Here is an 18462-nt window from a genome sequence, read left to right on the forward strand (position 1 = left end):
CCGCCTCCCGTCGAAAGTCCCCATACGGCCTCTGTCTGTGGATGACTGCGGGCGGTCGCGGAAAGTTTCGACGGGATTACGGACGGTCGGGCTGGCTTGATCAGTGCCCGGTGACGATCCGGGCCGAGCCTTCGGCGGGTTCGGCGTATACCGGGCCCAGGCGATCGAGGCGACCGCTCCAGGCCGTCAGGGCCAGTGCCACCAGCACCACCAGGCCGCCGATCCACGCGGTGTGAATCAGGCCGATGTGCTCGACGATCAAACCACCACCCCACGCACCGCCGGCAATCCCGAGGTTGAACGCGGCAATGTTCAGCCCCGATGCTACATCCACGGCGTGCGGTGTGTGATGTTCAGCCTGACGCACCACGTACACCTGCAAGCCCGGCACGTTGCCGAAGGCGACCGCGCCCCAGACCAGCACGGTGGCCAGTGCCAGCCACGGGTTGGCGGCGGTGAAGGTGAGCACGAACAGCACGGCGGCGAGCAGGGCGAAGATGATTTTCAGTGCGCTGATCGGCCCGCGTTTGTCCGCCAGTTTGCCGCCCCAGAGGTTGCCGACCGCCACCGACACGCCGTACACCAGCAACACCAGGCTGACGGTGCCGGCGCTGAAACCGGAGATGTCCTGGAGGATCGGCGCCAGGAACGTGAAGGCGATGAACGAGCCGCCGTAGCCAATGGCGGTCATGGCGTACACCAGCAACAGGCGTGGTTGCTTGAGCACCTGCAATTGCTGCAACAGCGTCGCCGGTTTGCTGTGGGCAATGTTGTTCGGCACGTACAGCAGGCTGCCGATGAATGCGATTACGCCGAGTGCCGACACGGCGAGGAAGGTTTCACGCCAGCCGAAATGCTGACCGATGAACGTGCCCAGCGGCACGCCGGTGACCAGCGCCACGGTCAGGCCGGTGAACATGATCGCAATCGCACTGGCGGCTTTCTCCTTGGGCACCAGGCTGGTGGCGATGGTCGAGCCGATCGAAAAGAACACGCCATGGGCCAGACCCGTGACGATCCGCGCCAGCACCAGCGATTCATAACTCGGCGCCAGCCAGGCCAGCAGGTTGCCGAGGGTGAACAGCACCATCAGCGACAGCAGCAACAGTTTGCGCGGGACCTTGCCGGTGAGGGCGGTCAGCACCGGCGCACCGATGGCTACGCCGAGGGCATACAGACTGACCAGCAGACCGGCGGACGGCAGGCTGACGCCGAGATCGGCGCCGATGGTGGGAAGCAGGCCAACGATGACGAACTCGGTCGTCCCGATGGCGAAAGCGCTGAGGGTCAGCGCGAGCAGGGCAATGGGCATGACGGCACTCCGGTTGAGGATTGAATGGAGCGCAGTGTCGGGGTTTGGTGGGGGTGGAAAAATACAGGGATGGGCATTTGATATTTGCGTGCGACGCAAATATCAGCCCCTTGAGGTGATCGCAAGGTGATCGTTCCCACGCTCTGCGTGGGAATGCCTCCGTGGACGCTCTGCGTCCGCTCTTCGAGACGCGGAGCGTCTCTGGCTGCATTCCCACGCAGAGCGTGGGAACGATCAGTGAGGGGGCGTGGGCGTGGGAACGATCAAAACCGAACTTGCCGGGCCAAAACCGATCAGTTCCTTACAGGTTCAACCAAGGGAGCTCTGCGTTTTGACCAGGTTCAGGATCGCGATTCTATTGGGGGCATTGCTGTTGTTCGGCGGCCATGCAGTGCAAGCCGCCAGCCTGCCGGGCGTTGCGGCGGCCAGTGAAGAGCCGGCCAAACCGGAGCCCATCGTGCAGGGCGGACTGCTCGGCGCCATCAGTTCCAGCATCGACGACGTGCAGGACAAGCTCGACCTCAACGAGCATCTGGTCGACGCCTGGCGCCTGCGCGCCGATCGGGCGGCGGATGAAGTCGACAGGCTGGTCAATCAACCTTCGAACCGCTCGGGCTGGAGCGTGGCGGGGGATTTCCTGATGCTGTCCGGCGTGTGGCTGGGCACGTTTGCCGTGTTGACGGTGCTCGGCAGCGTGCTGGGCAAGCGTCTGCGGGAAGGGCGCTGGCTGCGCACCCGCCAGCGCAGTCAGGACCTGCTCGGTTACCTGTTGCCCTACACGCTGCCCGCGCTGATCTGCCTGCCGCTGACCCTGTACGTCAGCCATTTTCTGTCGGCCTCGGTGGGGCGAGCGCTGGCGCTGTGTTTTGCCTACGCCACCAGCAGCGGGATATTTTCCACGTCGATGCTGTTGTGCGTGGTGGTGATGTTCAATGTCGGCCACAAGCGCCGCGCCGTGCAGATCATCCGCGACTACTGCCCGAAACCGCTGTTCCTGATCGGCTTTCTCGCCGCGTTGAGTGACGCCCTGACCAGCCCGCAGATCGCCCGGCAACTGGGCGGCAACATCACCAGCAGCATTGCGGTGTTCACCGGTCTGCTGGCGTCGATCATCTTCGGCCTGCTGGTGATTCGCCTGCGTCGGCCGGTGGCGCACCTGATCCGCAATCGCCCGCTGGCCCAGCGCCTGAAGCAACCGTCGATGCAGGAGTCGCTGCGGATTTTTTCCGGGCTCTGGTACTGGCCGATCGTGCTGATGGTGCTGGTCTCGGCGGTCAATCTGATCGGCATCGGCGAAGATAATCAGAAAGCCTTGCGCTGCGCGTTGTTCACCACGGTGCTGCTGATCGGCACGGTGTTTCTCAGCACGATTCTTCAACATCTTTTCAAGTCGCGCAGGGCCGAGGCGATCCAGCGCAGCAGTGCCTACAAGGAACGCTTTCTCAGCCTGTTGCACGCCTTGCTGCGGATCGTCATTGCGATTGCGTTCATCGATATTCTCGGGCGGATCTGGGGGGTGTCGCTGCTCGACTTCGCGCAAAGCAGCACGGTCGGTCGGGCGATCAGCAATGCGCTGAGCAGCATCGGCCTGATCTTCCTCGTGACGTGGCTGTTGTGGGTGGTGCTCGACACGGCGATTCAGGAAGCACTCAAACCACCGGTCAGCAAACGCTCGGCGCGCCAGCCCAGCACCCGGGTGAAAACCATCCTGCCGCTGCTGCGCAATGCGATCAAAATCATCCTGGTGGTGATCTGCGCGATCACCACCATGGCCAATCTCGGGATCAACGTCGCACCGCTGCTGGCCGGTGCCGGGGTGGTCGGCCTGGCCATCGGTTTCGGCTCGCAGCAACTGGTGCAGGACGTGATCACCGGGCTGTTCATCATCATTGAAGACACCCTGTCGATCGGCGACTGGGTGGTGCTCGATTCCGGGCATGCCGGCACGGTCGAAGGCCTGACCATTCGCACCCTGCGCCTGCGCGATGGCAAGGGCTTCGTGCATTCGGTGCCGTTTGGCCAGATCAAGGCCGTGACCAACCAATCGCGGCAGTTTGCGTTCGCCTTTTTCTCGGTGCAGTTCACCTATGACACTGATGTCGACAAGGCCATTGAGCTGATCCGCGAGGCGGGGGATTCGATTCGCGAAGACCCGTTCCTCAAGTACAACCTGCAAGGGCCGCTGGATGTGTTCGGGGTGGACAGGATGGACCTGAACGGCGTGGTGCTGACCGCGCAATTCCGCACGGTGTCGGGCGGGCAGTATGCGGTGAGCCGCGCGTTCAATCAGCGTCTGAAAAAGCTTGTGGATAACAGCCCGTGGGTGCATTTCGCCCAGACTTATCCACAGCAGGTTTTGCTGCCCAAGCGCCAGGAAGAAGAGGTGGCGCCGGCGCATTCGTCGGTGGTGTTGCCGGAGCAGGCGCGCACTCAGTGACGGGTGAGCCTGTTGCGGATTTCGCTCATGGCGGCGGAGTCCAGTTCCACCCAGAATTGCGGCTTGCCCGCGACCTCGGCAGCGACCGGCAATCCGTCGCGATACACCAACCGATTGCTCGCCAGTGCCGGCACTTTCGCCCCCGGCAACAAGGTGCCGGCGAGGTTCAGCGGATCGACGCCGCACACCGCGATCAGGCTGCCGTCATGGGGGCGACGGCGGACTTCGCGCAGCAACGGAATCGCCTCGGGCAGGGCGAATTGCTCGCCGGCCAGACCGCTGACAAAACGCCCGCCACGAATCTCGCCCCGGGCTTCCAGGCGATGGAATGTGCGCAGCAGTTCGCGCCAGCTCGGCAACCAATCGGCTTCGCGTTCCAGCAGGCGCCAGAACACCACGCCGTAGCGACGCAACAAGGTCACGGCGACATGTTCAAGTGTTTCGGGCGACGCTGTTTGTCGGTTTTCCACAACCGGCCCGCGACGCAATAACGCCCAGCGCCCGGCATCGTCCATGCCACCGACAAGCGCCCCGCGCCCGCGCCGACTGCTGCGCTGCTGGCGCTTGCTCGCCGGGGTGATCAGCGCCCGCAATCCGGCAAAGCTGTCGGCATTCACCAGCCCGGCGCCGACCAGTTCCTGCAAGGCGATTTCCAGCTCGGTGCGTAGCAGGTGCGCTTCATGAATCAGTTCATCGAAAAACAGCGCGCCGTGCTGACTTAGTGCGTCGAAAACTTTGCGGGTCTTGGGCGAGAGTTCACTGACCGGCGTCTGTTCGGCCAGTGCACTCCACAAGCCGACCTGAGTGCGCGGCAGCAACACGATCGGCGTGCTGCGCAATGCCGTGCCACTGCTGTTTTGCCGGGCGCTGAGGCGCGTCCATACCAGTTTGCCGCTGCGGCACAGATCATCCAGCCAGCTCGGTGAGTAATCCTTGAGCCGCGCCGGAAGAATGTCGCTGTCCCAGGCCGAAGCGGCGGCCGGGTAGCCTTCGAATTGGCCGACAATCACCGGCAATACGGCGTTGCCCTGACCACGGGTGGACGGGGACACATGCTGCCAGTCGAACAGAAACCGCATGAAATCCTGCAACGCCACCGGCTCGATTTCCCGGCGCAGACGCTTGACGGTGTAGCGGTGAATGCGCGCCAGCAGATGCCGTTCGCACCATTCTTCAACGGTCGATCCCGGCGTGAAGCGGCCGCGCAGTACATAACCTTCACGCTCCAGATGAGCGAGGGCTTGATGAACAGCGGCCGGCATCAGGGCCAGCGGCTCGGCAATCGCCACCAGCGGTTGCGGACCGAATGCGCCGAGCCGCGCGCGGATCACTTCGATCAGTGCCTCATCGGCGGTCCATGCTTCGTCGAAACCGGGCAACGCGGCCAGTTCAGAATGCGCCTGTGGATAAAGCGCCTGCAGACAGGTCAGGCGTTCTCTCGCCAGCCACAGTGAGTGCTCGGGATCGATCTGCAATCGGCAGGCTCGCCCGGTTTCGGCCAAAGCATTCAGCCACTCGCGCCATTGCGGATTGGCCTCGACTTCGCCGTCGCTGATGCAGGCCAGGCTCATCAGCGCTTCATGCATTTCATCGGCGCTGTTCGGCGTTGGCCACGCTTCTTCGCGCACGGCGTTGATTGCGTCAGCGTCCAGCGCGCCGAGGTCATCGGTGGATTGCGGGTCGCTCCAGCGGCGGTTGAGCACGGCCTGGGTGCGCCGCTCTTCCAGCGGCGCATCGTCGAGAAAGGTGTAGGGGCGGGCGCTGAGGATTTCCGCCGCCAACGGCGAGGGCGCCGGCAGGTCGCGGGCGATCAGGCGCACTTCGCCGCGCTCCATGCGCCGCAGCAGTTCGAGCCAGCCTTCGCTGTCCATCGCTTCGTGCAGGCAATCGTCGAGGGTCTGTTCCACCAGCGGATGCTCGGGAATTTCCCGTTCACCGGCGAGGTTTTCCAGGCAGGCGATCTGATCGGGAAACACGCTGGCGATCAGGTCTTCGCTTTTCATCCGCTGCAATTGCGGCGCGACCTTGCGCCCGCCGGTGTAGCGCGGCAAGGCCAGCGCCACGCCGGCATTCCAGCGCCAGCGCACACCGAACAGAGGCGCATCCAGCACCGCTTGAATCAGGATGTGCTCGGCGCTGTTGCTGTGCAGATAACGCCAGACTTCATCGAGTTCGAAACTGTGGCTGGTGGACAGCGACAGCACGATCGCGTCTTCGCTGGCGGCGGCCTGCAATTCGAAGTTGAAGGTGCGGCAGAAACGCTTGCGCAGGGCCAGGCCCCAGGCGCGGTTGATACGACTGCCGAACGGCGAGTGAATGATCAGCTGGGTGCCGCCGGACTCGTCGAAAAACCGCTCCATCAGCAGCGTGTCCCGCGACGGCAAGGCGCCGAGGGCGAGGCGGGCGCGGGCCAGGTAATCCACCAGTTGTTCGGCGCTGGCCAGGTTCAGGCCGAGGGTGTCGGTCAGCCAATCGAGCGCCGGTTGCAGGTTGCCGGGGCTGGCGCTGAGCAGTTGATCCAGCTGCGCGTGCAGGCGCGCCACGGCCGCCGACAGTTCATCGCTGCGTCCCGGCGCCTCACCGAGCCAGAACGGAATGGTCGGCGGCAGGCCCTGGGCGTCTTCGACCCGCACCTTGCCGGAGTCCACCCGCAGGATCCGATAAGAGGCGTTGCCGAGCTGGAACACGTCGCCGGCAATGCTTTCCACGGCGAAGTCTTCGTTGACGCTGCCGATGTTCAGCCCTTGGGGTTCGAGCAAGACGCTGTAGTCGGCATTGTCGGGGATGGTGCCGCCGCTGGTGACTGCGGTCAGCCGTGCGCCGCGTCGTCCGCGCAGGGTTCGGCTCACGGCGTCGCGGTGCAGGTAGGCGCTGCGGATGCCCTGACGGCCGTTGTAGCCTTCGGCGAGCATGCCCAGCAGCGCCTGATAATGTTTTTCGTCGAGGCGGGCGTAGGGCTCGGCCCGGCGGAACAGCGCGAGCAAATCGTCTTCGGCCCATTCCTGGCAACTGACCTCGGCGATGATCTGCTGCGCCAGCACATCCAGCGGCGCTTCGGGTATGTGCAGCGTATCGAGTTCACCCCGGCGCACGCAGTCGAGCAGGGCAGCGCATTCGATCAGGTCGTCGCGGGTGGTGGCGAACAGGCGCCCCTTGGGCGTGCCGCCGACCTGGTGCCCGGAGCGGCCGACCCGTTGCAGAAAACCGGCAATCGAGCGCGGTGAAGCGATCTGGCAGACGAGGTCGACTTCGCCGATATCGATGCCCAGCTCCAGCGATGCGGTGGCGATCAGCACTTGCAGCTCGCCACGCTTGAGCCGTTGTTCGGCGTCGAGGCGAAACTCCTTGGCCAGACTGCCGTGGTGCGCCGCCACCGCGTCTTTTCCGAGGCGTTCGCTGAGGTGTCGACTCAGGCGCTCGGCCAGACGTCGGGTGTTGACGAAAATCAGCGTGGTGCGGTGTTCACGGGCCAGTGCCGCGAGGCGGTCGTAGACCAGTTCCCAGACGTCGTTGGCCATCACCGCCGTCAGCGGCACCGGCGGCACTTCGATGCCCAGATCCCGTGGGCGCGCGTGGCCGATGTCGATGATTTCGCACGGGCGCCCATGGCCTACCAGAAACCGCGCCACCGCATCGATCGGTTTTTGCGTGGCCGACAGGCCGATGCGGGTCAGCGGTTCAGGACACAGCGCCTGCAAGCGTTCGAGACTCAAGGCCAGGTGACTGCCGCGTTTGCCGGCGGCGATGGCGTGGATTTCATCGACGATCACCGTGCGCGTGGTGCCGAGCATTTTGCGCCCGGACTCGGAGCCGAGCAGCACGTAGAGCGATTCCGGGGTGGTCACCAGAATGTGCGGCGCGCTCTTGCGCATGGCGGCGCGGTCTTTCTGCGGGGTGTCGCCGGTGCGCACGGCGGTGGTGATTTCCAGCGCCGGCAGGTCCATCTGGCGTAACTGCTCGGTAATCCCGGCCAGCGGGTTCTGCAGATTGATGCGTATGTCGTTGGACAGTGCCTTGAGCGGCGAAACGTAGACCACCAGGGTTTCGTCCGGCAGGCCGTCAGGCGTTTCCAGGCCGCGGTGGACCAGTTCGTCGAGCACGGCAAGGAACGCGGTGAGGGTCTTGCCGGAACCGGTGGGCGCGGCGATCAGCGTCGAACGGCGCTGGCGGATCAACGGCCATGCGCGGGCCTGGGCGGCGGTTACCGTCGGGAAGGTGCTGCTGAACCAGGCGCTGACGGCGGGGTGAAAGCCTGCCAGCGCCGCGTCCGTGGGAAGGGGCAGATTCATGGCTCCAGTTATGCGGGTGGGTGGGCGAAGTTGCAAGTACCGCTCGGGATCTACACTTTACGGGTGACGGTTGCGCACTAAACCCGCAAAATGCAACGATTCCGGCAATTATCGACGACGGTGTCACAAAGCATCGTCGCCAAAGCCATCGTTCCAATCAGACTGGGCCTGCTGACTCTATGCGAATGCGCCTTATGTTACTGGGCGGCGGAAATGCCCTTGGGCAGGCGCTGATTCGCCTCGGTGCGGAGGAAGACATCGGTTTCCTCGCCCCCCGCCCGCCCGAAGACGGCTGGGATGCCGCGAGCCTGACCCAATTGCTCGACGACACCCGTCCCGATGCATTGATCAACCTTGCCTACTATTTCGACTGGTTCCAGGCCGAGGTCGTCAGTGAAAGCCGTCTGGCCGGGCAGGAACGCGCCATCGAACGCCTGGCCGAACTGTGCCAGCACCACAACATCGTGCTGGTGCAGCCGTCCAGTTATCGAGTGTTCGACGGCTCCCGCGCCACCGCCTACAGCGAAAAGGACGAACCGGTGCCATTGGGCCTGCGCGGTCAGGCGTTGTGGCGGATCGAACAGAGCGTCCGCGCCACTTGCCCGCAACATGTGCTGCTGCGCTTTGGCTGGCTGCTCGACGACAGCCCGGAAGGGATCCTCGGACGCTTCCTGGCCCGTGCCGAGCAACCGGATGAATTACTCCTGGCAGACGACCGGCGCGGCAACCCGACGCCGGTCGATGATGCGGCACGGGTGATCATTTCGGTGCTCAAACAACTCGATTGCGCCGCGCCGCTGTGGGGCACATACCACTACGCCGGCCACGAGGCGACCACGCCGCTGGCGCTGGGCCAGGCGATTCTCTCCGAAGCGCGCAGCCTGCACCCGCTGGCCATCGAAGCGCCGACCGCCCAGGCCCACGCCGCGCGGCCGGATGCCGCCGAAGAACCGCAACACGCGGTGCTCGCCTGCAAGAAAATTCTGCACACCTTCGGGATCAAGCCGCGCGCCTGGCGTGCCGCACTCCCGGGCTTACTGGATAGGTTTTATCGTCATGGCTGAAGGCCCTGTTCTCATCACCGGCGGTGCCGGTTTCATCGGCTCGCACCTGACTGACGCGCTGCTTGCCAAGGGCCATTCGGTGCGGATCCTCGATGACCTGTCGACCGGCAAGCGCAGCAATCTGCCGCTGGATAATCCCAGGGTCGAACTGATCGTCGGCGATGTGGCCGATGCCGCATTGGTCGCACAGGCAATGCAGGGTTGCAGCGCGGTCGCACACCTCGCCGCCGTCGCTTCGGTGCAGGCATCGGTGGACGATCCGGTGAAAACCCACCAGAGCAATTTCATCGGCACGCTGAACGTCTGCGAAGCCATGCGCGAGGCCGGCGTCAAACGCGTGCTGTATGCTTCCAGCGCGGCCGTCTACGGCAACAATGGCGAAGGCGAGTCGATTGACGAAGACACGCCCAAGGCACCGTTGACGCCTTACGCGTCGGACAAACTGGCCGGCGAGCAGTACTTCGATTTCTACCGCCGCCAGCACGGTCTGGAACCGGCGATCTTCCGTTTCTTCAACATCTTCGGCCCGCGCCAGGATCCGTCCTCGCCGTACTCCGGGGTGATCAGCATCTTCAGCGAACGCGCGCAGAAAGGCCTGCCGATCACCGTGTTCGGCGATGGCGAGCAGACCCGGGATTTCATGTACGTCGAAGACCTGGTCGATGTGCTGGTGCAGGCGATCGAGACGCCGCAAGTGGACGTCGGTGCGGTGAACGTCGGCTGGAATCAGGCGACCAACCTCAAGCAGATGCTGGCCGCGCTCGAAGCGGTGGTCGGCGAGTTGCCGCCCGTCAGCTACGGTCCGGCGCGCTCCGGTGACATCCGTCATTCGCGGGCGAACAACCGCCGGCTGCTGGAGCGATTCAAGTGCCCGACGCCAACGCCGATGAGCGTCGGCCTGGCCCGTCTGCTCGGCCGCTGAGTTTCTCCCGGACATGAAAAAGGCGCCTTTTGACAGGCGCCTTTTTCACGGCCGGAATTCGGGTTTCAAACCGGTTTCCTGTAGCGAGGGAGCTTGCTCCCCGGTCGATTGCGAAACATCGCCGTCAGTTCTGAGCTGCCCGCCACCAAGCCTCATTCACCACCACGTGAACGTTCTTTAGAACTTGTAGCCTAGACCAACCATGTAGATGAAGGGATCAACGTCCACATTCACCCGTGCACGGGTGCCCGGGGCCACGGCGTTGTTCTCGACGGTGGCGCGGGTATCGATGTCGATGTAGCGCACCTGGGCGTTGAGCATGATGTTGTCGGTCAGCATGTAGTCGGCGCCGACCTGCCAGGCCAGGCCCCAGGAGTTTTTCGCCTTGAAGTTGCTGAAACCGTTGGACTGGGCTTCGCTGCCGACGTGCTCGTCGTAGATCCAGGTGTAGTTGATGCCGCCGCCGATGTACGGCTGGAAGGCCGACTTCGCGTCCAGCGGGTAGTAGACGACGCTCAGGGTCGGCGGCAGGTGTTTGAGGGTGCCGAGTTTGCCGTTGGCGGCTGGCAGGGCAGTGCCCTTGAGCTTCACGTCATGTTCGAACGGCGAGGCGGCCAACAGCTCGATACCGATGTTGTTGGTCAGCATGTAGGCGAAGTTCAGGCCCAGTTGGGTGTCGCTGCTCATGGTCGCCTTGCCGCCCAGGTTGGTGCCGCTCAGCGGACCCTGATCGACCTTGACGCTGGAGCTGTCGGCCTTCGGGTTGACGGTGATCGCACCGGCACGAACGATGATGTCGCCGGCTTCGTGGGCGTGGGCGAGCGGGGCTGCGAGCGCGAGGGCAAACAGCGAGGCGCTGAGCAAGGACTTGTTCATGGAAGCTCCCAAAGGACGTTAAAAATGTTTGATGTCCTATGGTACGAATCCGTCTGATACGGTCTTTTGACTCAGCTCAATGAAACAGTGATGCCCCGGATTTTTGTGGAACTTTCATGGCCTCATCGCTGACAAGCAATAAAGAACCAGCAGATTTACTCCGGCAGTTCGTACACATAAATCTTGTCAGCTTCCATCTGATACCCGGCATCGGCCAGTTCGCTGGTGGACTGCTTGACCTGCAACGGCCCTTCCACCCAGTACGGCTGATACAGTTCGTCGAGCTTCACGCCGAGTTCGCTTTTCACGTGCACGATCTGGTTCGATGGCGGTGGCGGCACGTGGATGCAGGCGCCGAAATACGGCACCAGCAGGAAGTCCGTGGTGCGGCCCTCTTCGCTCACTTCCAGCGGCACGATGTAGCCCGGCAGGCGGATGTTCTGGCCGTCGAGGCTTTGCACCACGGGGGCGTTGGGCATGTCCTGTTTGGCGGCCGGCGCGGACTCGGCGGGCAGCGCATCGCCCATCTTCGACAGGTCATGCAGCGGCGTCATGTTCGGCACTTCGGGCGCTGCGTCCGGCGGGATCATCTCCGACCAGGTCAGGTCTTTCGGCGCCGCCGCCCACACGGGCAGGGCGACCAGCAACAGCAGCGCAAGCACGGCGCGGGGCATGGTGAACATCCTCATAAACGGATCGACAGGCCGTCGGCCAGAGATTGGCGATACGCGCGCCAGGCCGGCACGCTGCCCATCAGCAGCGCGGCCGCCAGAATGCCACCGAGCAGCGTCCATTCATACTCGCTTGGCCAGGCCAGCGGCAGATACAGACCGTAATTGGCCTGCACATAACCCTGTGCCGCAGCGATGCCGACGTACAGCAACGCCAGTCCGGCGATCACCCCGGTCAGCGCCAGAGCGAACGCTTCCAGCACCAGCAGGCTTGCGATGTGCCACGGTCGCGCGCCCACCGAACGCAGGATCGCCATTTCGCGGCGACGCTCGTTGAGGCTGGTGAGAATCGCCGTGAGCATGCCGATCAGCCCGGTCAGCACCACGAACAGCGAGACCACGAACAACGCTTTTTCAGCGGTGCTCATCAGGCTCCACAACTCCTGCAAGGCCACGCCCGGCAGAATCGCCAGCATCGGCTCGCCACGGAACTCGTTGATCTCCCGTTGCAGGGCGAAGGTCGAGATCTTGCTGTTGAGGCCGAGCATGAACGCGGTGATGGCTTGCGGCGTCAGGTCCATGTTGCGTGCCTGATCGGCGCTGATTCGCCCGTTGCCACGGGCCGGCACGCCGTTGTGCCAGTCAATGTGGATCGCCTCCATGCCGCCGAGGCTGATGTGCAGCGTGCGGTCCACCGGGGTGCCGGTGCGCTTGAGAATGCCGACCACGGTGAACGGTTTGTCGTCGTGCTTGACCAGACTGATCGCCGCCACGCCGTGGGCCAGTACCAGTTTGTCGCCGAGCTTGTAATGCAGCGCTTCGGCCACTTCGGCACCGAGCACCACTTCGAACGGATCGGTGGCGAAGGCGCGGCCATCCGTCAGTTGCAGATGTTGCTGACGCCCGTACTGGTAATGCTCGAAATACGCTTCGGTGGTGCCCATCACCCGGTAGCCGCGATGGGAATCGCCGAGGGACATCGGGATCGCCCACTTCACCTTCGGGTTGCTGGCGAAGTGTTCGAAGCTGTCCCAGCGGATGTTGTTGGTGGCGTTGCCGATGCGGAATACCGAGTACAGCAACAGGTTCACCGAACCGGAACGGGCGCCGACGATCAGGTCAGTGCCGCTGATGGTGCTGGCGAAACTGGCCTTGGCTTCAGTGCGCACCCGTTCCACGGCCAGCAGCAGGCAGACGGAAAGGGCAATGGCGAAAGCAGTGAGCAGGGCGGTGAAACGCCGGTTGGCGAGGCTGGCCATGGCCAGACGGAACAGATACATCTCAGACCTCGGCAGACGTGGCGGCGCGATTGAGTTCGGCCAGGGACAGGTGACGGTCGAACAGCGGCGCCAGGCTCTGGTCGTGGCTGACGAACAACAGGCTCGACCCGGCTTCGCGGCATTCGGCGAACAGCAGACGAATGAAGTTTTCCCGGGCGTCGTAATCCAGTGCCGAGGTCGGTTCGTCGGCGATCACCAGTTCCGGTTGCCCGATCAAGGCGCGGGCAGCGGCGACCCGTTGCTGCTGACCGATCGACAGCGAATCGGCGCGGCGACTCAGGAGGCTTTCGTCCTTCAAACCCAGGTGGGCGAGCAGGGTGGCGGCGGCCTGATCAACGCTGCCGTGACGCTGTTTCGCTCGCTCGGCCCGCAGCTTCGAAAAGTGGCACGGCAGCTCGACGTTCTCGCGCACCGAGAGAAAGGGCAACAGGTTGAACTGCTGGAAAATGTAGCCGGTGTGGTCGACCCGAAAGCGATCACGGGCGCCGGCACCCAGTTCGGTCAGCTCCTGGCCGAGCAGGCGAATGCTGCCGCGACCGGGTTTCTGCACCCCGCCGAGCAGGCCGAGCAGGGTGGTCTTGCCGCTGCCGCTGGGTCCCTTGAGGAACAGGGTTTCGCCGGCCTCCAGACGAAACGCCGGGATGTCCAGCAGCGGCGGGTGACCGGGCCAGTTGAAGCTCAGGTCGGACAGTTCGATGAGTGCTTGGGTCATGGCGCCGTTTCGTGTCAGAACTTCAGGGCGGCGGCCTTGGCCGTCACTTCCGTGCCTTGCTGGCCGCTCGGGCCGATCAGTTGTACCTGAATTTTCTGGGTGGCCGGGAAGGTAGTGAACAGGTTCGCCAGATCCAGGGTTTTCAACGCACCTGGTGCCGCGCAGCTGAACTGGTAGTGGGCGTGGATTTCGCTGTGGTCGTGATGATGCTCGTGACCGTCCTTGCCGGCCTCCTCTTCGTCGTGGTCGTCGGCATCCGGCTTGTCGCCGAACAGCGGGCTTTCCAGCTCCTGACTGGTGACTTTGCAACCGGCGGCGGCCGGCAGACTGAACAGCGCCTGCGGTTTTTCCAGTTGCGCGCGGGCGGCTGCGACCTTGGCCTTGTCGGCATCGCTGGTGGCGACGTGCTCAAAACCGACTAGGTTCATTGCCGGGCTTTCCAGCTCCAGTTCCAGGGTCTGGCCGTCCAGCGCGGCGTTCAGGCGACCGACGCCATGTTCGTGGGCACCGAGGCTGCCGTGCTCATGGTCGTGATCATGTTCATCGGCAGCCTGGGCGATGGCCAGCGGCAACAGGGCAAACGGCAAAGCGAGCAGCAGACGACGCATGATGGTCTCCGGGAAGTAAAGTGAAGAGTTTGTTATGTAATCTTATAACGAAAGTGCGCAGAGTTTGCCCGCCCGCTTGGCGTTACACAAGTGCCATGGGAGCATGCAGGTCAGAAATGTGCGGGAGAAAGCTTATGTTGCGGATACGCGGAACCGTCGGCGACTTGCCGGTGGATTTGACCCTGGAACTGGATGAAAGCGACTGGGCGCGGCTCGGTGCGCAGTTTGGTGTACAGGTGCAAACGGCCCAGCCGCAGACAGCAGCGGCGGCGCCGGTGGCGAAACCGGTGAATCAGGATGACGCGTTGTGGCAGGTCGCCAGGGATCTGTTGCGCAAGGCCGGGCAACTCAGCGGGCCGGAGCTGCTGGAACAGCTCGAAGGGCTGACCGGCAGCGCAGCGGCGGGCAAGCGCTTGCTGGTGCGTCTGCGTCATTCGGCAGATGTGAAGGTGGCGAGCGGCGGGGATACGCCGCTCTACAGCTGGATCGAGTAAGGAGGTTAGTACAGCGCCGCAAACACCTTGCGCCGGTAAGCGGTCACCAGCGGGTGATCGTTGCCCAGCAGTTCGAACACTTGCAGCAAGGTCTTGTGCGGCAGGCCTTCGCCGTAGCTGCGGTTGCGGATGAACAGCTTGAGCAATGCGTCCAGCGCCGCTTCGTATTGCTGACGGGCCAGTTGCTGGATCGCCAGTTGATACACCGCTTCATCGTCCTGCGGGTTTTGCGCCAGACGGCTCTTCAGGTCGGCGGGGTCCGGCAGGTCACGGGCCAGGCCGAGGAACTTGATCTGCGCCTTGGCACCGGCGAGTGCAGCCTTGTGTTCGTCGCTCTTGACCGCGTCGAGCACGGTTTGCGCTTCGCCCAGCTCACCGCGTTCGGTCAGGCAACGAGCGTAAAGAATCAGCGCCTTGGCGTTGGTATTGTCCTCGCCCAACAGCACGACCAGCTTTGCTTCCGCGTCGGCGTAACGGCCCTCGTCAAACAGTGCCTGAGCCTGTTCGAACGGATCGGCGGCGGACGGCGCCGGCATCTGCACATGGGGTTCGAGCAGGGCGCGCACGGCGGATTCCGGTTGCGCGCCGGCAAAGCCGTCCACCGGTTGACCGTCCTTGAACAGCACCACAGTCGGCAGGCTGCGGATGCCGAAACGGGCGACGATGTCCTGCTCGATATCGCAATTGACTTTGGCCAGCAGTAACTCGCCCTGATAGCTCTCGGCGATCCCTTGCAGCATCGGCATCAGCGCCTTGCACGGCGCGCACCATTCGGCCCAGAAATCCACCAGCACCGGTTTTTGAAAGGAAGCCTCGATCACCGACTGGTCGAAGTCGGCCGTCGTGGCGTCGAAGATGTACGGCGTTTGCTGACTCATGGGGTATCTCGTAAAAGCGTGAATGGGGCAACTATACGGTCAGGCGCGGGCCGCGTGGTAGAGGCTGACATGGCGAAACTCTTCCGGTTCGGCCAGATCCGGCAGGGTCATGGCTTCCAGCATTTCGATGCGCCGGTACAACGGATGACGGAAATCCCGAACCCGCGAATCCGCCACCAGCGCTTCGCGGCCACGGCTCAGGAAGGCGTCGAGCAGCGGCAGGTTTTCCCGGTCGTAGAGAACGTCGGCCACCAGGATCAGATCGTAGCGATCGGCCTCGGCGAAGAAATCCGTGGAATAACTCATTTGCACATCATTGAGTTCGGCATTCGCCCGACAGGCGGCAATCGCCAGCGGGTCGAGGTCGCAGGCCACCACTTCCAGGGCTCCGGCTTTCACCGCTGCGATGCCGGCGATTCCGGAACCGGCGCCGAAATCCAGCACCCGTTTGTCCCGGACCCACTCGGGGAATTGCGCGAGATAGCGCGCCACCGCCAGACCGCTGGCCCAACAGAAACTCCAGTAGGGCGGTTCATGCAGGATGCGTTGGGTTTCTTCCTGGCTGAATTCGCGGGCCATGTTGTCGCCATCGATCAGCCACAGCTGCAAATCGGTGTCCGGCAACGTACAGGCTTTCAGTCGAGCGTCGCCGAGCAACTCGCCCAGCGACTGTTGCAGGTCTGACGGGGCATTCATGGGGCTTTGACAAATTGCAGCTGGCCCAACGCCTGGGTGGTTGGCTGAGTGATGGTCTGCGACGGCAGGTGCAGGATCAACTGGCCGGACTGGCTGGCGCGGCCGCGCAATTCAACCCGCGCGCCAACCGGGAAGGATTCGGGGTTGAAGCGCAGGTGAAACGGCAGAATCTGGTTGTTGCCGATCAGGCTGGAACTGGCGAGCAATTGTTGCGGGCGATCCTTTTCGTCGATCACCAGCAGCGCCAGTTCGACTTCGGCGCCGGCCGGCACGCCTTGCAGGGTGCCGCTCAGTTCGCGCTGATAGGCCGGCAGCGGGCCGAGGTCGGCGGCTTCCCGGGCTTTTTTCTGCGCCTGTTGCGGCGCCGGGCCCGGCGTAGGCGGCTGAGGCTTGGGCGCGTCGCTGCCACAGGCCACCAGCAGGCTGAAAACACTGAGCAAAACGAGCGGTCGTAGGGACATTGGTAGCTCCAGCAAAATGAAATCCATGGATCAATCGATCATGGCAGTCTGTATACCGCAAAGCCTATGGCTTGTCTTGCCACCGGGATGCGCTACCATGGCCCTCCCTTTTTTTGTTGCCAGCCACCATGCACTGTCCCTTCTGCGGTGCCAACGACACCAAGGTCATCGACTCGCGTCTGGTCGCCGAGGGCGAACAGGTGCGCCGCCGGCGTGAATGCCTGGCCTGCGGCGAACGTTTCACGACGTTCGAGACGGCCGAACTGGTGTTGCCGCGCCTGATCAAAACCGACGGCAGCCGCCAACCGTTCGACGAAGAAAAACTCCGCGCCGGCATGCAACGCGCCCTGGAGAAACGTCCGGTGAGCGTCGAGCGCCTCGAATCCTCGCTGGTCCATATCAAGCACAAGCTGCGCGCCACCGGCGAGCGCGAGGTCAAATCCCTCGTGGTCGGCGAACTGGTGATGGCCGAGCTGCAAAAGCTCGATGAAGTCGCCTACATCCGTTTCGCTTCCGTGTACCGCCGCTTCCAGGACCTCAACGAATTCCGCGAAGAGATCGACCGCCTCGCCCGTGAACCGGTGAAAGAATGACCACCGCCGCCGAGCAGGCCATCCTCGACGCTCACTTCATGGCCCGGGCCCTGGAGCTGGCGCGCAAGGGGCATTACACGACTCACCCCAATCCACGGGTCGGCTGCGTGATCGTGCGCGACGGGCAGATTGTCGGCGAAGGCTGGCATGAGCGCGCCGGCGAACCCCACGCCGAAGTCCACGCCCTGCGCGCCGCCGGTGAACTGGCCCGGGGCGCCACGGCTTACGTCACCCTCGAACCTTGCAGCCACCACGGCCGTACGCCGCCGTGCGCCGATGCGCTGGTGAATGCCGGTATTGGCCGGGTGGTTGCGGCGATGCGTGATCCGAATCCTCAAGTCGCCGGACGCGGCCTGCAGCGCTTGACCGATGCCGGCATCGCCACCGAAAGCGGCGTGCTGGAAGCTGAGGCGCGCAAGCTCAATCAAGGTTTTCTGAAGCGCATGGAACACGGCTTGCCGTTCGTGCGGGTCAAGTTGGCCATGAGCCTCGATGGCCGAACAGCGATGGAAAGCGGCGAGAGCCAATGGATCACCGGCCCTGCCGCGCGTTCGGCGGTGCAGCGTCTGCGCGCCCAAGCCAGCGTGGTGCTGACCGGCGCCGACACGGTGCTGGCCGATGGTGCACGCCTGACCGTTCGCGGCGATGAGCTGGGGCTGGATGCCGAACAAACCGCGCTGGCCCTGAGCCGTCCGCCGCTGCGGGTGTTGATCGATGGTCGTCTGCGGGTGCCGCTGGATGCGCCGTTCTTCAAGGCCGGCCCGGCGCTGGTCGCCACCTGCGTGGCCATCGAAGAACAGTACGCCCACGGTCCGGAATGCCTGATCGTGCCGGGCGATGACGGTCAGGTCGATCTGCATCAACTGCTGATCGAACTGGCCAACCGTGGCGTCAACGAAGTGCTGGTCGAGGCCGGTCCGCGACTGGCAGGTGCGTTTGCCCAGCTCGGTCTGGTCGACGAGTTCGTGATCTTCATCGCCGGCAAGTTCCTCGGCTCCACGGCGCGTCCGCTTCTGGACTGGCCGCTGGCCTGTATGAAGGATGCGCCGGAGCTGAAAATCACTGAAATTCGCGCGGTTGGCGATGACTGGCGAGTCACTGCCATCCCTGTCCCATCGGCGAGCGTATAATTCCCGGCCATCGCGTTAGCGCTGGCTTCGTTCTCAAGG

At 63.8% G+C, this 18462-nt stretch carries 16 protein-coding genes; 6 read left to right on the forward strand and 10 right to left on the reverse strand.

The features are described 5' to 3' along the window. Nucleotides 1-100 precede the first annotated feature (100 nt). Nucleotides 101-1312 carry an MFS transporter gene (locus ACM6JM_RS25985; protein ID WP_103385513.1) on the reverse strand — a complete coding sequence of 404 codons (1212 nt, stop codon included), beginning with the start codon at nucleotides 1310-1312 and terminating at the stop codon, nucleotides 101-103. Nucleotides 1313-1643: 331 nt separating this feature from the next. On the opposite strand from ACM6JM_RS25985, the gene ACM6JM_RS25990 reads away from it, so the two are divergent. Continuing rightward, a complete protein-coding gene (locus tag ACM6JM_RS25990) occupies nucleotides 1644-3749 on the forward strand; it encodes a mechanosensitive ion channel family protein (protein ID WP_103385512.1) in 2106 nt (701 codons plus the stop codon). Here ACM6JM_RS25990 and ACM6JM_RS25995 read toward each other — a convergent pair. Then, on the reverse strand, nucleotides 3743-8038 hold the full coding sequence (locus ACM6JM_RS25995) for a DEAD/DEAH box helicase (protein ID WP_103385511.1): 4296 nt from the start codon (nucleotides 8036-8038) through the stop codon (nucleotides 3743-3745). The genes ACM6JM_RS25990 and ACM6JM_RS25995 overlap by 7 nt on opposite strands. A 179-nt stretch (nucleotides 8039-8217) precedes the next feature. On the opposite strand from ACM6JM_RS25995, the gene ACM6JM_RS26000 reads away from it, so the two are divergent. Both ACM6JM_RS26000 and ACM6JM_RS26005 read left to right on the forward strand, forming a co-directional pair. Further along, nucleotides 8218-9102, forward strand: a complete 885-nt coding sequence (locus tag ACM6JM_RS26000) for a sugar nucleotide-binding protein (RefSeq protein ID WP_039771944.1) — start codon at nucleotides 8218-8220, stop codon at nucleotides 9100-9102. After that, nucleotides 9095-10024 (forward strand): NAD-dependent epimerase/dehydratase family protein, encoded by a 930-nt coding sequence (locus ACM6JM_RS26005; RefSeq protein WP_103385510.1) that lies wholly within the window; start codon nucleotides 9095-9097, stop codon nucleotides 10022-10024. Before ACM6JM_RS26000 ends, ACM6JM_RS26005 begins: the two co-directional genes overlap by 8 nt. A gap of 177 nt (nucleotides 10025-10201) precedes the next feature. Here ACM6JM_RS26005 and ACM6JM_RS26010 read toward each other — a convergent pair whose 3' ends face one another. The 5 genes from ACM6JM_RS26010 to ACM6JM_RS26030 all read right to left on the reverse strand — a co-directional run bounded on the left by ACM6JM_RS26010 (nucleotide 10202) and on the right by ACM6JM_RS26030 (nucleotide 14171). After that, nucleotides 10202-10900 carry an OmpW/AlkL family protein gene (locus tag ACM6JM_RS26010; RefSeq protein ID WP_039771940.1) on the reverse strand — a complete coding sequence of 233 codons (699 nt, stop codon included), beginning with the start codon at nucleotides 10898-10900 and terminating at the stop codon, nucleotides 10202-10204. 155 nt (nucleotides 10901-11055) lie between these two features. Beyond that, entirely contained in the window at nucleotides 11056-11574 is a 519-nt protein-coding gene (locus ACM6JM_RS26015) for a DUF3299 domain-containing protein (protein ID WP_103385524.1), read from the reverse strand. A gap of 11 nt (nucleotides 11575-11585) precedes the next feature. Beyond that, nucleotides 11586-12851, reverse strand: coding sequence for an ABC transporter permease (locus ACM6JM_RS26020; protein ID WP_414882744.1), 1266 nt, complete (start codon nucleotides 12849-12851; stop codon nucleotides 11586-11588). 1 nt (nucleotide 12852) lies between these two features. Further along, entirely contained in the window at nucleotides 12853-13563 is a 711-nt protein-coding gene (locus ACM6JM_RS26025) for an ABC transporter ATP-binding protein (protein WP_085668100.1), read from the reverse strand. Nucleotides 13564-13577: 14 nt separating this feature from the next. Then, entirely contained in the window at nucleotides 13578-14171 is a 594-nt protein-coding gene (locus ACM6JM_RS26030) for a DUF2796 domain-containing protein (protein ID WP_414882745.1), read from the reverse strand. Between the two features lie 134 nt (nucleotides 14172-14305). Here ACM6JM_RS26030 and ACM6JM_RS26035 point away from each other — a divergent pair, with 134 nt between their 5' ends. Continuing rightward, nucleotides 14306-14665 (forward strand): hypothetical protein, encoded by a 360-nt coding sequence (locus ACM6JM_RS26035; RefSeq protein WP_039771932.1) that lies wholly within the window; start codon nucleotides 14306-14308, stop codon nucleotides 14663-14665. A 5-nt stretch (nucleotides 14666-14670) separates the two neighbouring features. On the opposite strand, the gene trxA is transcribed toward ACM6JM_RS26035, so the two are convergent. The 3 genes from trxA to ACM6JM_RS26050 are packed head-to-tail and all read right to left on the reverse strand — an operon-like array spanning nucleotide 14671 to nucleotide 16700. Then, nucleotides 14671-15543 (reverse strand): thioredoxin, encoded by an 873-nt coding sequence (trxA, locus tag ACM6JM_RS26040; protein WP_039771930.1) that lies wholly within the window; start codon nucleotides 15541-15543, stop codon nucleotides 14671-14673. A 39-nt stretch (nucleotides 15544-15582) separates the two neighbouring features. Beyond that, complete coding sequence (locus ACM6JM_RS26045) at nucleotides 15583-16239, reverse strand: class I SAM-dependent methyltransferase (protein WP_103385507.1); 657 nt, start codon at nucleotides 16237-16239, stop codon at nucleotides 15583-15585. Then, nucleotides 16236-16700, reverse strand: coding sequence for a YbaY family lipoprotein (locus ACM6JM_RS26050; RefSeq protein WP_011336139.1), 465 nt, complete (start codon nucleotides 16698-16700; stop codon nucleotides 16236-16238). The genes ACM6JM_RS26045 and ACM6JM_RS26050 overlap by 4 nt, the downstream gene beginning before the upstream one ends. A 128-nt stretch (nucleotides 16701-16828) precedes the next feature. Here ACM6JM_RS26050 and nrdR point away from each other — a divergent pair, with 128 nt between their 5' ends. After that, a complete protein-coding gene (nrdR, locus tag ACM6JM_RS26055) occupies nucleotides 16829-17293 on the forward strand; it encodes a transcriptional regulator NrdR (RefSeq protein WP_003228656.1) in 465 nt (154 codons plus the stop codon). Next, complete coding sequence (gene ribD, locus ACM6JM_RS26060) at nucleotides 17290-18423, forward strand: bifunctional diaminohydroxyphosphoribosylaminopyrimidine deaminase/5-amino-6-(5-phosphoribosylamino)uracil reductase RibD (protein WP_414882746.1); 1134 nt, start codon at nucleotides 17290-17292, stop codon at nucleotides 18421-18423. Before nrdR ends, ribD begins: the two co-directional genes overlap by 4 nt. The last annotated feature ends 39 nt before the right edge of the window (nucleotides 18424-18462 follow it).

Origin of the sequence: Pseudomonas sp. IT-P2 (assembly GCF_949767575.1) — a bacterium.
In the GTDB taxonomy this organism is placed as follows: Bacteria; Pseudomonadota; Gammaproteobacteria; order Pseudomonadales; family Pseudomonadaceae; genus Aquipseudomonas; species Aquipseudomonas pharyngis.

Coding starts and splice junctions, on each gene's coding strand:
- ACM6JM_RS25985 (WP_103385513.1), bottom strand. CDS start 1,312: ATGCCCATTGCCCTGCTCGCGCTGACCCTCAGCGCTTTCGCCATCGGG.
- ACM6JM_RS25995 (WP_103385511.1), bottom strand. CDS start 8,038: ATGAATCTGCCCCTTCCCACGGACGCGGCGCTGGCAGGCTTTCACCCC.
- ACM6JM_RS26000 (WP_039771944.1), top strand. CDS start 8,218: ATGCGAATGCGCCTTATGTTACTGGGCGGCGGAAATGCCCTTGGGCAG.
- ACM6JM_RS26005 (WP_103385510.1), top strand. CDS start 9,095: ATGGCTGAAGGCCCTGTTCTCATCACCGGCGGTGCCGGTTTCATCGGC.
- ACM6JM_RS26010 (WP_039771940.1), bottom strand. CDS start 10,900: ATGAACAAGTCCTTGCTCAGCGCCTCGCTGTTTGCCCTCGCGCTCGCA.
- ACM6JM_RS26015 (WP_103385524.1), bottom strand. CDS start 11,574: ATGCCCCGCGCCGTGCTTGCGCTGCTGTTGCTGGTCGCCCTGCCCGTG.
- ACM6JM_RS26020 (WP_414882744.1), bottom strand. CDS start 12,851: ATGTATCTGTTCCGTCTGGCCATGGCCAGCCTCGCCAACCGGCGTTTC.
- ACM6JM_RS26025 (WP_085668100.1), bottom strand. CDS start 13,563: ATGACCCAAGCACTCATCGAACTGTCCGACCTGAGCTTCAACTGGCCC.
- ACM6JM_RS26030 (WP_414882745.1), bottom strand. CDS start 14,171: ATGCGTCGTCTGCTGCTCGCTTTGCCGTTTGCCCTGTTGCCGCTGGCC.
- ACM6JM_RS26035 (WP_039771932.1), top strand. CDS start 14,306: ATGTTGCGGATACGCGGAACCGTCGGCGACTTGCCGGTGGATTTGACC.
- trxA (WP_039771930.1), bottom strand. CDS start 15,543: ATGAGTCAGCAAACGCCGTACATCTTCGACGCCACGACGGCCGACTTC.
- ACM6JM_RS26045 (WP_103385507.1), bottom strand. CDS start 16,239: ATGAATGCCCCGTCAGACCTGCAACAGTCGCTGGGCGAGTTGCTCGGC.
- ACM6JM_RS26050 (WP_011336139.1), bottom strand. CDS start 16,700: ATGTCCCTACGACCGCTCGTTTTGCTCAGTGTTTTCAGCCTGCTGGTG.
- nrdR (WP_003228656.1), top strand. CDS start 16,829: ATGCACTGTCCCTTCTGCGGTGCCAACGACACCAAGGTCATCGACTCG.
- ribD (WP_414882746.1), top strand. CDS start 17,290: ATGACCACCGCCGCCGAGCAGGCCATCCTCGACGCTCACTTCATGGCC.